Source organism: Pseudomonas sp. RIT-PI-S, from assembly GCF_025642975.1.
GTDB lineage: Bacteria > Pseudomonadota > Gammaproteobacteria > Pseudomonadales > Pseudomonadaceae > Aquipseudomonas.
The window spans coordinates 1-14567 of sequence record NZ_JANZKJ010000010.1 but is presented as its reverse complement, the minus strand read 5'-3'; the positions used below and the strand labels follow the sequence as shown (position 1 = coordinate 14567).

General features: G+C 60.4%; 14 protein-coding genes. 2 read left to right on the top strand and 12 right to left on the bottom strand.

Going from position 1 to position 14567, the window contains the following annotated elements:
• Positions 1-83 precede the first annotated feature (83 nt).
• The 12 genes from OGL93_RS14750 to OGL93_RS14695 form a co-directional block, all read right to left on the bottom strand.
• Positions 84-818 carry a TerC family protein gene (locus OGL93_RS14750; protein ID WP_263263519.1) on the bottom strand — a complete coding sequence of 245 codons (735 nt, stop codon included), beginning with the start codon at positions 816-818 and terminating at the stop codon, positions 84-86.
• 48 nt (positions 819-866) lie between these two features.
• Positions 867-2174 carry a CitMHS family transporter gene (locus tag OGL93_RS14745; RefSeq protein WP_263263518.1) on the bottom strand — a complete coding sequence of 436 codons (1308 nt, stop codon included), beginning with the start codon at positions 2172-2174 and terminating at the stop codon, positions 867-869.
• A gap of 160 nt (positions 2175-2334) precedes the next feature.
• Complete coding sequence (locus tag OGL93_RS14740; protein WP_263263516.1) at positions 2335-4293, bottom strand: DUF4105 domain-containing protein; 1959 nt, start codon at positions 4291-4293, stop codon at positions 2335-2337.
• Entirely contained in the window at positions 4290-4610 is a 321-nt protein-coding gene (locus OGL93_RS14735) for a DUF2388 domain-containing protein (protein ID WP_263263515.1), read from the bottom strand. Before OGL93_RS14735 ends, OGL93_RS14740 begins: the two co-directional genes overlap by 4 nt.
• Positions 4611-4643: 33 nt before the next feature.
• Positions 4644-4937: a DUF2388 domain-containing protein gene (locus tag OGL93_RS14730; protein WP_263263513.1), complete on the bottom strand. Its 294-nt coding sequence runs from the start codon at positions 4935-4937 to the stop codon at positions 4644-4646.
• A 112-nt stretch (positions 4938-5049) separates the two neighbouring features.
• Positions 5050-5376: a DUF2388 domain-containing protein gene (locus tag OGL93_RS14725; RefSeq protein ID WP_263263512.1), complete on the bottom strand. Its 327-nt coding sequence runs from the start codon at positions 5374-5376 to the stop codon at positions 5050-5052.
• Between the two features lie 217 nt (positions 5377-5593).
• Positions 5594-5809 carry a DUF1127 domain-containing protein gene (locus OGL93_RS14720; RefSeq protein WP_263263511.1) on the bottom strand — a complete coding sequence of 72 codons (216 nt, stop codon included), beginning with the start codon at positions 5807-5809 and terminating at the stop codon, positions 5594-5596.
• A 321-nt stretch (positions 5810-6130) separates the two neighbouring features.
• Positions 6131-7624, bottom strand: a complete 1494-nt coding sequence (locus OGL93_RS14715; protein ID WP_263263510.1) for an acetyl-CoA hydrolase/transferase family protein — start codon at positions 7622-7624, stop codon at positions 6131-6133.
• 176 nt (positions 7625-7800) lie between these two features.
• A complete protein-coding gene (locus OGL93_RS14710) occupies positions 7801-9237 on the bottom strand; it encodes an NAD(P)(+) transhydrogenase (Re/Si-specific) subunit beta (RefSeq protein WP_263263508.1) in 1437 nt (478 codons plus the stop codon).
• Positions 9234-9551: an NAD(P) transhydrogenase subunit alpha gene (locus OGL93_RS14705; RefSeq protein ID WP_263263506.1), complete on the bottom strand. Its 318-nt coding sequence runs from the start codon at positions 9549-9551 to the stop codon at positions 9234-9236. Before OGL93_RS14705 ends, OGL93_RS14710 begins: the two co-directional genes overlap by 4 nt.
• Before the next feature lie 14 nt (positions 9552-9565).
• Positions 9566-10687, bottom strand: coding sequence for a Re/Si-specific NAD(P)(+) transhydrogenase subunit alpha (locus OGL93_RS14700; protein ID WP_263263505.1), 1122 nt, complete (start codon positions 10685-10687; stop codon positions 9566-9568).
• Between the two features lie 381 nt (positions 10688-11068).
• Positions 11069-11968, bottom strand: a complete 900-nt coding sequence (locus OGL93_RS14695) for a LysR family transcriptional regulator (RefSeq protein ID WP_263263504.1) — start codon at positions 11966-11968, stop codon at positions 11069-11071.
• A gap of 149 nt (positions 11969-12117) precedes the next feature.
• On the opposite strand from OGL93_RS14695, the gene OGL93_RS14690 reads away from it, so the two are divergent.
• Together OGL93_RS14690 and OGL93_RS14685 are read left to right on the top strand one after the other, a co-directional pair.
• Positions 12118-13299 carry an acyl-CoA dehydrogenase gene (locus OGL93_RS14690; protein ID WP_263263502.1) on the top strand — a complete coding sequence of 394 codons (1182 nt, stop codon included), beginning with the start codon at positions 12118-12120 and terminating at the stop codon, positions 13297-13299.
• 16 nt (positions 13300-13315) lie between these two features.
• Entirely contained in the window at positions 13316-14536 is a 1221-nt protein-coding gene (locus tag OGL93_RS14685) for a CaiB/BaiF CoA-transferase family protein (protein WP_263263500.1), read from the top strand.
• Positions 14537-14567 lie beyond the last annotated feature (31 nt).

The window sequence follows — 14567 nt, the reverse complement described above, 5'->3', positions numbered from 1 at the left end:
ACAGCGTTACTTGAAACAAAACTGTAACATCTGTTAAGCCCGGCGCAGACGCTACGTCTTTGCCGGGCTGCTCGTTGCCTGTGTCAGGCGTCTTGGCTGCGTTTCTTGGCGATGCTGGTGCGCATTTTGATGTTGATCGCTTCCACAGCCAACGAAAACGCCATGGCAAAGTAAACGTAGCCCTTGGGCACGTGTACGTCGAAGGCCTCGGCGATCAATACCGTACCGACCACCAGCAGGAAGGAAAGTGCGAGCATCTTCAGCGAGGGATGCTGATCGATGAACCGGCTGATGGTCCCGGAGGCGAGCATCATCACCAGCACCGCTACGATGATTGCAGCGATCATCACCGGAACATGAGACACCATGCCCACCGCGGTGATGACCGAGTCCAGCGAGAACACGATGTCGATGATCGCGATCTGGACAATGGTGTAAAGGAAGTTACCGCCCTTGCCGGAAGGCTCATCGCCGCCCTCCTCTTCACCTTCCATCCCGTGGTAGATCTCTTGCGCGCTTTTCCACAATAGGAACAAGCCACCGAAGAACAGGATCAAGTCGCGGCCGGAAATGCCTTGGCCGAATACCTCGAACAAGTCGGCGGTCAGGCGCATGACCCAGGTAATCGACAGCAGCAGCATGATCCGGGTGATCATCGCCAACGCCAGCCCGAACAGCCGGGTGCGGGGTTGCATCGCCTTGGGCATGCGGCTCACCAAGATCGAGATCATGATGATGTTGTCGATGCCCAGAACGATCTCTAGTGCCGTGAGGGTGAAAAAGGCAACCCAGAGTTCAGGGCTGGTCAACCATTCCATTTTGTAATCCTTTGATAAAGCGTTCGCCTGCTAGGGCGCGAAACGAACTTAGAGGCTACCGGCCAGCGGGAAAATTCCCAATAGCAGCGCGGCGAACATTATGCACAGGCACACCAGCACTGCCCACTTCAGGGTAAAGCGCTGATGGTCGCCGAACTCGATGCCGGCCAACGCCACCAGCAGGTAGGTCGAGGGCACCAACGGGCTGAGCAGGTGGACCGGCTGCCCAACGATGGAGGCCCGGGCCATTTCGACCGGGGAGATGCCGTAATGCGCGGCAGCTTCGGCAAGCACCGGTAGCACGCCGTAGTAGAAGGCATCGTTGGACATGAAGAACGTAAACGGCAGGCTTGCCAGCGCGGTGATCACCGCCAGGTAAGGCCCCAGCGCTTCCGGAATGACGGCCAGCAGGCTTTTCGACATGGCGTCGACCATACCGGTGCCCGAGAGGATGCCGGTGAAAATGCCCGCGGCGAAGATCAGCCCGACGACTGCCAGCACGCTGCCGGCATGGGCGGCAACGCGGTCTTTTTGTGCCTGCAGGCAAGGGTAGTTAACGATCATGGCAATGCTGAAGGCGATCATGAACAGCACTGGCAGCGGCAGCAGGCCCTTGATCAGCGCCACCATCAATACGATGGTGAGCAGGCCGTTGAACCAGATCAGTTTAGGCCGGCGCGCCTCGGGGAACTGCGAAACGCTGATCTCGCTGGCCGGTGCATCGTCGCCCGGCAGGTGAAGCTCACCCAGCCGTGCCCGTTCACGCTTGCCGTACCACCAGGCGATCGCCAGGATCGCTACCACGCCGGCGACCATGGCCGGAATCATCGGCACGAAGATATCCGAGGGGTCCACATGCAGGGCGCTTGCGGCACGGGCCGTGGGCCCGCCCCAAGGGGTCATGTTCATCACCCCGCCGGCGAGGATGATCAACCCGGCCATGATCCGCGGGCTCATGCCGAGGCGGCTGTACAGCGGCAACATGGCGGCGCAGCAGATCATGTAGGTGGTGGCGCCATCTCCGTCGAGCGAAACCACCAGGGCGAGGACGGCAGTGCCGACCGACACCTTCAGAGGGTCACCCTTTACCAGCTTGAGGATCTTGCGTACGGCCGGGTCGAACAGGCCGGAGTCGATCATCAGGGCGAAATAGAGGATGGCGAACATCAACATGACCCCGGTGGGAGCCAGTTTACTGATGCCCTCGAGCATCATGGGGCCGATTTTGCTGGCGAAACCGCCAAACAGTGCGAACAGGATTGGGATGATGATCAGGGCAATCAGGGCAGACAGTCGTTTGGTCATGATCAGAAACATGAACGTCACGACCATGGCGAAGCCAAGGAACGTCAGCATGGCGGGATCTCTTGTTGTTTTCTTATGAACGCACGAGCACGGCGCCCGAGGGTTCGGGGATGCTAAGCGCCTTGGCTTTCAGCTGCCTTTCAGTGGTCGTGCAGGAGCGCGCGCAGCCTGCGAACGTTTTTCACCGCCAATTCGCGAGCTGGCCCCGCCCCTACAGGATCAGCCCGCCGCTGGCCTTGTGCAGCTCCCGCAAGTGCTGGCCAATGAGCGTGAGGTTGGTCTCGCTGGCGGCAATGGCGTCAGCCCGCTCTGGGGTAAGCAGCGCGCGCACTTCCTTGTCTAGATCGACACTCAACTGTTGCAGCTGCTGCTGGCGTTCACTGGAGGCCTGCTCGAGGCGTTTGAGTTCGTCTACCTGCGGCAGGCCATAGCCGCTGCTGCCGAGCAGCTCCGCGGGGCGGCTGAGAAAGCCGCTGTTGGCAAGGATCGCCTGTAGGGTCTTGTTGGCGTCGCCAACGCTGCTGTCGCCAGCGTTACGGGCACCCAGGTAGCGCTGCTTGACCTCTTCCTGGGCCAACAGCAGTTGCCGCCGATACCCGGCTTGCTCCAGCAGCAGCAGCGCCGCGCTGGTGCGCAGGTCGGCCCGGGTGAACCAGGCCCGGCGCTCGGCGGCAGGTTGCTCCAGCCAGGCCTCGACGGTTTGCTGCGGCACCGGCAGCTGCTGCTTGAGGATGCTGAACATGGCTTGGTAGCGATCCCGGAAAGAATCGAACAGGTAGCCACGGCGCAGGGCCTCGCGCTTGTCCTTCAATACGCTGCTGTCAGCCAGGCCGCGCCCTTCGAGCACGCTCAGCAGCCCGTTAGGCACAATGCTGTCCATTGTCTGCAGGCGCGGGTCACCGGTGCCAGTGCGTAACAACTTGAGGGTTTCTACCGCGCAGTTGTTGGAGAGGAAGTAGTAGTTGCCGTCGTAACTCCAGTGCAGTTCGGCGGCATGACGCACCAATGACTCGGTCTCCTCGCGATTGAGCTTCAGGGGCACCGAGGCGAGGCTGCGCAGCTCGGTTTTGGTGTACTCGTCGATTACTTGAGCTAGCGGCAGCACGAACAGGCGCGAGGGGTAGGCGCCGTTGAGGCCGCCCCAGGTGGACAGCTGAACGTCATCCACGAAGGCGCGGAACGACAACACCAGACTGTATTCGAGGTCCAGCCGGCAATCCGGCCCTCGCGGGCGGCCAGGCGCGCAAATCACCAGCCGCAGCATGCTGTGGCCCCAGCGGCTGACCCAATTCTGATTGGCTTCGGCCAGCAGATAGTCCACCTCATACACCCGCTCTGGGTCGATCAACCCCAGGGGCTGGCGGGCGAAGTCGCTGCCTGCGTTCAGGAACGGCAAGGCGCTCGGGCACTGGGCTGCGTTGGCTGGCGCCCAGCCAAAGTGGTCGCGAAGGTAGGCGTATAACGCCGGGCGCCGACAGGCGAACGTGGGGTCTAACAGGAAGTACTCCATGTTGACCGCGACGTATTCCTTGGGGCTGCTGGTTTCGTAGAGATCAGGGCTGCGCGCAACCTGCCGGTTACCTTGTTCACGCTCGCCGCGACGGCCCACGGCTTGCGGCCAGCCGGCGAGGTCCAACAGGCGTGGATCGTCGCTCAAGGTAAAGCGCCGCTCAGCCTGCCCACGGCATGCCTCGGCGAGGCCCACGGTACCGAACGTTGACTGCTGCTGGCGGCAGCGCGCCAATAACTGCCTTTGCGCAGGTGACCACAGCCGCGCGCGGTCATAAAGGTGAGTCAGTTCATGCAGCACGGTGGCCAGCAGTTCCTGGCGAACGGTGCCATGGGGGCGGTCGGTTTTTTGGGTGGCGGCGCTGCCATCGACCAGGCCGGCCAACAGCTTGCGATTAAGCTCCAGGGTGGACACCAGCGATGCCTGCCCATAAGCCTGCGCCGGCATGCTATCCACCCAACTAACCCGCACTGGACGATCCAGCGCAGCCACGAAACTTGGAGGCAAAGCGGTGACGGCTTCGTCCAGGAGGGCCTGGGTGGCGGCGCGTTCTTGCAAGCTTAGGGCTGGATCGTCGATGAGCAGCCGCAGGCCGGCGCTGGCCGTCAGGCTAACTAGAGCGAGGCCGCTGGCCAGCAGCCAGGCGGCCAGGATTTTCACAGGGCGAGGATGGCTTCGGCCAGGGCTTGGTCGCTAGCGCCTTTTGCTTCGGGTAGCCGCGCGCGAAGGGTGGCGAAGGCCGCTTCAAGCTGGGCACCGCGGATATCACCATGGCTCGCTACGTAGCTGGCCGCGTCGTCCCGGGCCTGCAAGACGACTTTGGAATCCCGGATCGAGGTGGTGGTATCGGAGGTGAAATCGATCGACCGGCCGAAGGCGCGAACGATGATATTGCTGGTTTGCACCACAGTGTGGGCCTGTGCCACGTCAACTAGGGCAAGCAGGCCCAGGGTGGCGGCGATCAATGTGTTGCGCATCGGTATCTCCGGAAACACAGGGTGTAAAAGTGACTATTGGACGAGGATCGCCTGGGCCAGTTCAAGGTCGCTAGCGTTAAGCGCGGGGCTTGCCTGCCTTAGTGCCCGCAGGGCGGCTTCCAGCCTTGCGCCGCGTGCCAGGCCTTGGCTGGCGACAAACACCGCGGCGTCGTCGCGGGCATCGACGATTAACTTCTGGTCGAAGGGCGCGCTGGTGACTTTGCTGCTCACATAACCGGTGACGATCACACCTTGGGTGGTGCTGTCGAAAGCGCGGGCAGCGGTCGCCCAGAGCAGGCAGGTACAAAGCAAAAGCAGGTAGCGCATGGTCCGTAAAGGCAACCTCAAACGAAGCGGCTAGGCTAGCGCAAGCGCGGGCCTGCTGCCAGCGCGGGCGCTCGCCTGGCCCGCCTTTTAGGAAAGTTTCATGCGGGGCGGATCAACTGCCGAGAATAGCCTGGGCTAGCTCGGTGTCTGATGCCTGCAAGTCGGGCAGCTGTACACGCAGCCAGGCGAGCGCGCTTTCGAGCCGAGCGCCGCGAATCTCGCCACCGCTGGCTACGAAGCTTGCGGCATCGTCTCGCGCCTGCTGCACGATCTTATGGTCGCGTAGAGATGAGGAAAGATCCGACGTTGTATCGGTGCTGGCATTCACGGCCCGCACTACCGCATCGGTAGTGACTACAAAGCTGGAGGCTTGCGCGCCGCCTGCCAACGCCAGGGCAGCTGCGCCTAATGCGCAAAGCCATTGCTTACCAGCTCGCATGATCGTTCCTCTCTCTAATAAGGCACCGGATAAGGCCTATAAACGGCTTATTAGAGCGTGCTGGCTGGAAAGGTTCCACGCATCGGTCGCGGTGTGCAGACCAGTACAGTTTGAAAAATAAAGTTTTTATATGAAAATTGAATTATCCGAAGCGTAGGCAATAAAAAACCCGCTGCGGCGACCGGAGCGGGTTTCTAGCGAGCCTGAAGGCCCGAGCTTAGCGCCAGAACGGCTTGCTCAGCTCTTCGAAGCGCTGGGCTTCACTGATGCCGGCATCGGCCAACAAGCGCGAATCAAGACGCGCGAGCTGATGGCGGCTGGCCAGACGACGCTGCCACAGGCTCAAGTTGGCCAGAACGCGCAGAGGCAGGGAAGCTTTGGCGTGGGTAACGCTGTCGTTGAAACGCAGATCGGAACGTAGGGTATGTTCCATGGTTGACATCCTTCCGCTTGTGGCGGGATTTAAGTGTGTTCTGAAGATGGAACAAATGATGCGCTTCAGCCGCTCGATTTCATATGTACAGTTCACAATTAAGAGTAGCGCGCAGTTATCTGTTTTTTGGAACTGTGGCAGCCTTCTTGGTGCAATCTGTACTGGTCCGCACCGGCTTGGTGCATTTAAGCGTTTTGCCACGCTACGAAACGGCCATAACCCGTTTAAACGACAGGTACAGTAGTACAGTTTATGAAAAAACAGGTATGAAGCATGGGAGTACAGGGCACTGCTGCTGTGCAGCTGCTGCTGAAAAACGCGCTATTGAACCAGCATCTGCCCTGTTTCTTCAGCATTGATATGCCAGCTCAGGGCCTCGCGGAGGCTGTGCGGGGTATGACCGCCCTTCGCGCAAGCTTTGCTGAAGTACTGCTGTAGTGGTTGGCGATAGGTCGGATGCACGCAGTTATTGATGATGACTTGGGCCCGCTCTCGGGGCGCCAGGCCACGCAGGTCCGCCAGCCCTTGCTCGGTGACCAAGATGTCGACATCGTGTTCAGTGTGGTCCACATGGCTGACCATCGGCACCACGCTGGAGATGGCGCCGCCCTTGGCGGTGGACTTGGTCACAAAGATCGCCAAGTGCGCATTGCGCGCGAAATCTCCAGAGCCGCCAATACCATTCATCATCCGGGTACCCGCCACATGGGTGGAATTCACATTGCCGTAAATGTCGAATTCCAATGCAGTGTTGATACCGATGATCCCCAACCGACGGATTACCTCCGGGTGATTGGATATTTCTTGCGGGCGCAGCACCAGCCGAGATTTGTACCGTTCCAGTTCGTCGAACACTTGATGGTGGCGTCGCGCCGAAAGGGTAATGGAGCTACCGGAAGCGAAGCTTAGTTTGCCGGCGTCGAAGAGGTCGAAGGTCGAATCTTGAAGCACTTCGGAGTACATCGTTAGGTCGTGGAAGGGCGAGTCCAGCAGGCCATGCATCACCGCATTGGCGATGGTGCCTATTCCCGCTTGCAGGGGCATCAGCCGGTGGGTCAGCCGGCCGAGCGAGACTTCGCGGCTGAAGAACGCCACCAGGTGATCGGCGATGGCCTTGGTTTCGCTGTCGGGTGGCAGCACGGTGGAATTGGAGTCTGCCTGGTTGCTGATCACGATCGCGGCTATTTTCGCCGGATCGATAGGGATCGCAGTGCTGCCGATCCGGCTATCGCAGGCCACTACGGGAATCGGGCTGCGGGTGGGGCGGTAGGTGGGAATGTAGATGTCGTGCAGCCCTTCGAGCGCCAACGGCTGTGCCAGATTGATTTCAACGATGACTTGGCGCGCGAGGATGGCAAAGCTGGCGGAGTTGCCTACCGAAGTGGTAGGCACGATATGCCCCTGCTCGGTGATCGCCACCGCTTCGATGACTGCCAAGTCGACAGGTTTGAGTTGCAGATTGCGCAACTGCTCGACCGTTTCAGACAGGTGCTGGTCGATAAACATCACCTTGCCGTCGTTGATAGCTTTGCGCAGGGTGCTGTCGACCTGGAACGGCATGCGCCGGGCAAGCACGCCAGCTTCGGTGAGCTGCTTATCCAGGTCATTGCCCAGGCTCGCGCCAGTCATCAGGGTGATCTGCAGGGGGTGTTCGCGGGCTCGATCGGCCAGCGCTTGCGGCACCGCCTTGGCTTCGCCTGCACGGGTAAAGCCGCTCATGCCCACGGTCATGCCGTTTTCGATCAAGGCAGCGGCTTGCGAGGCAGGCATCACCTTACTGTGAAGGGAAGCCAGGCGGATGCGGTCAGGGTACATGGGTGAAGCCTCTTGCAGCGGTGGGCAGGTCGAGAAGTCTATTCAACCGGCGCGCCGCATGGCCTCCGACAAAGGTCGAAGGAAAGGCTCTATTTAGGGGTTTATGACGTAAAACACTGTTACCGAAAAGGTAAAGACACCGGCCCGGAGGGTTCTGGGCCGGTTGGGGCGGGGCGTCAATCGACGGCTTTTACCATGTCCTCGATAACCTTTTTGGCATCGCCGAACACCATCATGGTTTTGTCCATGTAGAACAGTTCGTTATCCAAACCGGCGTAGCCGCTTGCCATGGAGCGCTTGTTGACGATGATGGTGCGCGCCTTGAACGCCTCCAGAATGGGCATCCCTGCGATAGGCGATTTGGGATCGTTCTTGGCAGCCGGGTTGACCACGTCGTTAGCGCCGAGCACCAGCACCACATCCGCCTGACCGAACTCGGAGTTGATGTCCTCCATCTCGAATACCTGGTCGTACGGCACTTCGGCTTCTGCCAGCAGCACGTTCATATGCCCAGGCATGCGCCCGGCGACCGGGTGAATGGCGTATTTCACCGTCACGCCGTTATGGGTGAGCTTTTCGGTGAGCTCCTTGAGTGCGTGTTGAGCGCGCGCGACCGCCAGGCCGTAGCCCGGCACGATGATCACGGTGTCGGCGTTGCTCAGCAGGAAGCTGGCGTCGTCGGCAGAGCCGGACTTCACCGGGCGCGCTTCCTGGCTGCCTGCCGCAGAGGCGACATCAGTATTCCCGCCGAAGCCGCCGAGGATCACGTTGAAGAACGACCGGTTCATCGCCTTGCACATGATGTAAGAGAGGATTGCCCCGGATGAACCTACCAGCGAGCCGGCAATGATCAGCATGGAGTTATTCAGGGAAAACCCGATGCCGGCGGCCGCCCACCCAGAGTAGCTATTGAGCATCGACACCACGACCGGCATGTCGGCGCCGCCGATGGGGATGATGATCAGCACGCCCATTACGAACGCCAGGGCGAGCATCAAGGCGAAGGCAGCGTGGCTGCCAGTGAGCATAAAGAAGATGCCCAGGCCGACGGTCAGCAGGCCGAGCAGCAGGTTGAGCTTATGCTGGCCGGCGAACTGTACGGGTGCTCCTTGGAACAGCCTGAACTTGTACTTGCCAGACAGTTTGCCGAAAGCGATTACCGAACCGGAGAAAGTAACCGCGCCGATGGCCGCGCCGAGGAACAGCTCCAGGCGGTTACCGCTAGGGATCGGGTCCCCCAACTGCGCCACGATACCGAGGGACTGAGGTTCGACCACGGCAGCGATGGCGATGAACACCGCGGCCAGGCCGATCATGCTGTGCATGAAGGCGACCAGCTCCGGCATTTTGGTCATCTCGACGCGCCGCGCCATGATCGAACCGGCGCTACCGCCGATCAGCAAGCCCAGCACGACGTAGCCGATACCTACACCAGCCAGCTCCGAACCGAGCTTGAAGATCAGCACGACCGTGGTAAGCACTGCCAAGGCCATCCCGGCCATGCCGAACAGGTTACCGCGCCGTGACGTGGTCGGGTGCGAAAGCCCCTTGAGCGCCTGGATGAAGCAGACCGAGGCGACCAGGTAAAGCAGGGTGATCAGGTTCATGCTCATTGCGAGTTCGCTCCGGGCTTGGCTTTCTTCTTGAACATTTCCAGCATGCGGCGGGTAACCAAAAAGCCCCCGAATACATTGACCGCTGCCAGCGCTACCGCCGCGGTGCCCATGACCTTGCCCAGCGGGGTCACCGTCAAGGCAGCCGCCAGCATGGCCCCGACGATCACGATCGCCGAGATAGCGTTAGTGACCGCCATCAACGGTGTATGCAGGGCGGGGGTAACGTTCCAGACCACGTGGTAACCCACATAGATCGCCAGCACGAAAATGATCAGGTTGTAGATGCCGTGGGAAATCAGCATGTCTTCCATTGCGGTATTCCTCGTCAGGATTGCTTGCGCAGAAGTTGGCCGTCACGGCACATCAGGCAGGCCGCGACTATGTCGTCTTCAAGTGGAATTTCCAGGGCGCCGTCCTTGCCGAGGATCAGTTTGAGGAAGTCGAGCAGGTTGCGCGCATAAAGCGCGGAGGCATCGGCCGGCACCTGCGCGGCCAAGTTGGTCGGGCCGAGGATAGTCACCCCGTGTGCGCTCACTACTTGGTCGGCTACGGTCAGCGGGCAGTTGCCACCTTGGGCAGCGGCGAGGTCCACCACCACAGCGCCCGGTTTCATCTGCGCCACGGTATCGGCGCTGAGCAACGTAGGGGCCTTGCGGCCCGGAATCAGCGCCGTGGTGATGACGATATCGGCCTGCTTGGCGCGCTCATGCACCGCCTGAGCCTGGCGCTGCATCCAGCTGGCGGGCATAGGGCGCGCATAACCGCCAACGCCTTGCGCGCAGTCCCGCTCCTCGTCGGTCTCATACGGGACGTCGATGAATTTAGCGCCCAAGGATTCGATCTGCTCCTTCACCGCTGGCCGCACGTCCGAGGCTTCAATTACTGCCCCCAGGCGCTTGGCTGTGGCGATGGCCTGTAGCCCGGCCACACCTGCACCCAATATCAACACCCGTGCAGCCTTTACGGTACCGGCTGCGGTCATGAGCATGGGCATGAAGCGAGGGTAGTGCTGAGTGGCCAGCAGCACGGCTTTATAGCCGGCGATGTTGGCTTGCGAAGACAGCACGTCCAGGCTCTGCGCACGCGAGGTGCGGGGAGCGGCTTCCAGCGAGAACGCGGTGATCCCCTGTTCAGCCATGCGCGCAAGGTTGTCGGTATCGAAGGGGTTAAGCATGCCCACCACGACCGTGCCCGCCGCCAAGCTGCTCAGCTCCTGAGGGTTGGGGGCAACTACCTTTAAAACCAGTTGAGCGGCAAAGGCTTGTGCTGCGCTGCCCAGGGTTGCCCCGGCAGCTTCATAAGCGGCATCCGGAATGCTGGCAGCCACTCCAGCGCCGGTCTCGATCACCACGCTGTGGCCCTGCCCAATGAGCTTTTTTACGGTTTCGGGAGTGGCCGCCACACGGGTTTCGCCCGGGTGGGTTTCAAGTGGGACGCCTATGTGCACGATATTTCTCCTGGCTGGAACTCTTGTTGGGATCTTGCACTTTGAAAACGGGCGTATTGCCCTACAAATAAAAATGCAGGTTGAGCTTATAGCGGTATCGCGTGGCTGCATTTTGCATAGGCGACTCCGCACGAGCAACTACTAATATCAGCATTCAAGCTTAAGTGATCTTTTTGCTCGAAACGAACAAGGGAATGCTGACCACGACATGCATCAAAAGTTACCAAGGCGCAATGCTGTAACCCGCTCAACCCCTTGCAGGATGGGCGGTCCGGCTTAGACTGGGCAGTCCTTTCATGGCGCTGGCGTCGAGCTGGCGGAAGCCTCGAAAGTTATAGCAGCTATTCTTTGCCGTAATGTTATTGGTCAAAGTTATAGCTGCTAGTCTTTTGTGGAATAGTTTCGGGCAGTGCTAACTAACCAGTCCCTGAATGCTTTCAGCGACGCCGATTCAACTTTCCTTTCGGGAATCATCAAGTGATAGGCGCGCGAATCCGAGAACACATGTTCATGTGCTATCACCAATTCGCCGCGTAGCAATTCTTGCTCAATTAAGAACGGAGGAATAAGGGCCACCCCCATTTGGTGGATAGCCGCTTGGGCAAGCATCGAAAACAGTTCATAGCGGGGGCCGGTCAGGTCCCGGGCCACCTGCAGGCCCGCCGACGCAAACCAATGGCGCCAGGCGTAAGGGCGGGTTGTCTGCTGCAGCAAGGGTAGCTCTGCCAGGCGCGATGGGTCCGACGGTGCCCGCCCGGCCAACAGGGCCGGGCTGCACACCGGTTGCGAATGCTCAGCCATCAGGCGGTAGGCACGGGCGCCCGGCCACTCTCCGTCACCGAAATAAATAGCGGCATCGAATGGGGTGTCAGCGAACAGGAAGGGCCGGGTGCGGTTGGTAAGGTTGACGGTCACCTGTGGATGCAGCTGCTGAAACTCTTTGAGCCTCGGTAGTAACCAGCGGGTGCCGAAGGTAGGGACCACCGCCAGTTCGATGGCCGCCGCACCCTGTTGGCCCATCACCGAAAGCGTGTCGCGTTCCACGGCGTCTAGCTGGGCCGACACTTGCCGGCTGTAAGACAAACCCGCCTCGGTCAATGTCACCCCGCGGCGCGAACGGCGGAACAGCTCCACGTTGAGAAAGGCTTCCAGCGCAGCGATCTGCCTGCAGACTGCGCCCTGGGTAAGCGACAGCTCGGTTGCCGCCTTGGTGAAGCTCTGGTGGCGGGCGGCGGCTTCGAAGCTGACCAATGCAGCGGTGCTCGGAATTTTTCTGCGCATGGCTCATGACCCGTGCTTGAGGAATAAGCCTTTGTGAGCCTTTCGGAGTGAGAAATCAACACAACGTGTTGCTGAAACCTCGTTTGAGTCATTACCGGCGGGCATCTAGGCTTACTGCACTGTCACCAAGCCTCAAGGAATTAGCGACCATGGCTACCAAAGCGAGCTTTAACTGGATCGACCCGCTGCTGCTGGATCAGCAGCTTTCGGAAGAGGAGCGCATGGTGCGCGACAGCGCGGCCCAGTTCGCCCAGGCCAGCCTGGCGCCCAGGGTCCTGGAAGCTTTTCGACACGAACTGACAGACCCGGCCATCTTCCGCGAAATGGGCGATATGGGGCTGCTCGGTGCCACTATTCCCGAACAGTACGGCGGCAGTGGCCTCAACTACGTCAGCTACGGTTTGATCGCCCGGGAAGTTGAGCGCATCGACTCCGGTTACCGCTCGATGATGAGCGTGCAGTCATCGCTGGTCATGGTGCCCATCAATGAGTTCGGTACCGAGGCGCAGAAGCAGAAATACCTACCCAAACTCGCTAGCGGCCACTGGATCGGATGTTTCGGCCTGACCGAACCCAACCATGGCTCCGACCCCGGAGCGATGATCACCCGCGCCAAGAAGGCCGACGGTGGCTATCGGTTGAGCGGCAGCAAGATGTGGATCACCAACAGCCCGATCGCAGATGTATTCGTGGTCTGGGCCAAGGACGACGCCGGCGACATCCGCGGCTTCATTCTGGAAAAAGGCTGGGAGGGCCTGACCGCCCCGGCAATCCACGGCAAGGTTGGGCTGCGAGCCTCGATCACCGGTGAGATCGTTATGGACAACGTATTCGTGCCGGAAGAAAACGCCTTCCCAGACGTGCGTGGCTTGAAAGGGCCGTTCACTTGCCTCAATTCCGCACGTTATGGCATTTCCTGGGGGGCACTGGGGGCGGCTGAATACTGCTGGCACACTGCGCGCCAATACACACTGGACCGGCAGCAGTTCGGCCGTCCCCTGGCGGCCACCCAGCTGGTACAGAAGAAACTGGCCGACATGCAGACCGAGATCACCCTCGCGCTGCAAGGCTGCCTGCGGCTTGGGCGGATGAAAGACGAAGGCACCGCCGCGGTTGAAATTACTTCCATCATGAAGCGCAACTCCTGTGGCAAGGCGCTGGACATCGCCCGGGTGGCGCGAGACATGCTGGGCGGTAACGGCATCTCCGATGAATTTGGCGTGGCTCGCCACTTGGTGAACCTCGAAGTGGTGAACACCTATGAAGGTACCCACGACGTTCACGCGCTGATCCTTGGGCGTGCGCAAACCGGCATTCAGGCCTTCTATTAATAAGGAGCGGCTTGCCATGGGCGCGTTGTCGCATTTGAAAGTCCTCGACCTCTCCCGGGTGCTCGCCGGCCCTTGGGCGGGCCAGATCCTCGGGGATTTGGGAGCGGACGTCATAAAGGTGGAGCGGCCGGGCAGCGGCGACGACACTCGCGCCTGGGGCCCGCCCTATCTAAAGGATGGACAAGGTAACTCCACCGGCGAGGCCGCCTATTACCTCTCGGCCAACCGCAACAAGGCATCCGTCACCATTGACTTCACCCGGCCTGAGGGCCAAAGCCTGGTGCGGGCACTGGCGGCGAAGTCCGACATCGTGATCGAGAACTTCAAGGTCGGTGGCCTGGCGGCGTATGGCCTCGACTACGCTTCGCTCAAGGCCATCAACCCGCGGCTTATCTATTGTTCCATTACAGGCTTTGGCCAAACCGGGCCTTACGCTCGGCGAGCAGGCTATGACTTCATGGTGCAGGGCTTGGGTGGGCTGATGAGCCTTACCGGGCGGGCCGAGGGCGAAGAAGGCGAAGGGCCGGTGAAAGTCGGTGTAGCGCTGACGGACATCCTTACGGGGCTTTATTCCACCGTGGCGGTGCTGGCCGCGTTGTCTGAGCGCGAGCTCAGCGGCGAAGGGCAACATATAGATATGGCCTTGCTCGACGTGCAGGTGGCTTGCCTGGCCAACCAGGCCATGAACTACCTGACCACCGGGGTGGCACCAAAGCGCCTGGGCAATGCCCATCCGAACATCGTGCCGTACCAGGACTTCCCTACGGCCGATGGCGATATCATCCTTACCGTCGGCAACGATCAGCAGTTTCGCAAGTTCGCCCGTGTCGCAGGCTGCGAAAGCTGGGCGGACGACCCGCGCTTCGCAACCAATTCGGCTCGCGTTGCCAACCGTGCAGTGCTGGTACCGCTCATTCGCCAGGCAACGGTTTTCAAAACGACCGCCCAGTGGGTCGAATCCCTCGAGCAGGCTGGCGTGCCCTGCGGCCCGATCAATGATCTGGCACAAGTGTTCGCGGATCCGCAGGTGTTAGCTCGTGATCTGGCAGTGGAACTCAGCCATCCATTGGCTGGTGTGCTCAAGCAGGTAGCCAGCCCATTGCGTCTGTCTCGTACCCCTGTCGAATATCGAATGGCGCCGCCGCTGCTGGGCGAACACACTGACGCTTTATTAGCGCGAGAGCTGGGCTTGAGTGAACAGGATCTTGCTGAACTGAGGGCAAAAGGCGTTATTTGAAGGCTTCGGAAAATAACTGTTGACGCCCCTC

Bases quoted from the DNA above. Each gene is read 5' to 3' on its own strand.
- OGL93_RS14750 (WP_263263519.1), bottom strand. From the start codon at position 818: ATGGAATGGTTGACCAGCCCTGAACTCTGGGTTGCCTTTTTCACCCTC.
- OGL93_RS14745 (WP_263263518.1), bottom strand. From the start codon at position 2,174: ATGCTGACGTTCCTTGGCTTCGCCATGGTCGTGACGTTCATGTTTCTG.
- OGL93_RS14735 (WP_263263515.1), bottom strand. From the start codon at position 4,610: ATGCGCAACACATTGATCGCCGCCACCCTGGGCCTGCTTGCCCTAGTT.
- OGL93_RS14730 (WP_263263513.1), bottom strand. From the start codon at position 4,937: ATGCGCTACCTGCTTTTGCTTTGTACCTGCCTGCTCTGGGCGACCGCT.
- OGL93_RS14725 (WP_263263512.1), bottom strand. From the start codon at position 5,376: ATGCGAGCTGGTAAGCAATGGCTTTGCGCATTAGGCGCAGCTGCCCTG.
- OGL93_RS14720 (WP_263263511.1), bottom strand. From the start codon at position 5,809: ATGGAACATACCCTACGTTCCGATCTGCGTTTCAACGACAGCGTTACC.
- OGL93_RS14715 (WP_263263510.1), bottom strand. From the start codon at position 7,624: ATGTACCCTGACCGCATCCGCCTGGCTTCCCTTCACAGTAAGGTGATG.
- OGL93_RS14710 (WP_263263508.1), bottom strand. From the start codon at position 9,237: ATGAGCATGAACCTGATCACCCTGCTTTACCTGGTCGCCTCGGTCTGC.
- OGL93_RS14705 (WP_263263506.1), bottom strand. From the start codon at position 9,551: ATGGAAGACATGCTGATTTCCCACGGCATCTACAACCTGATCATTTTC.
- OGL93_RS14695 (WP_263263504.1), bottom strand. From the start codon at position 11,968: ATGCGCAGAAAAATTCCGAGCACCGCTGCATTGGTCAGCTTCGAAGCC.
- OGL93_RS14690 (WP_263263502.1), top strand. From the start codon at position 12,118: ATGGCTACCAAAGCGAGCTTTAACTGGATCGACCCGCTGCTGCTGGAT.
- OGL93_RS14685 (WP_263263500.1), top strand. From the start codon at position 13,316: ATGGGCGCGTTGTCGCATTTGAAAGTCCTCGACCTCTCCCGGGTGCTC.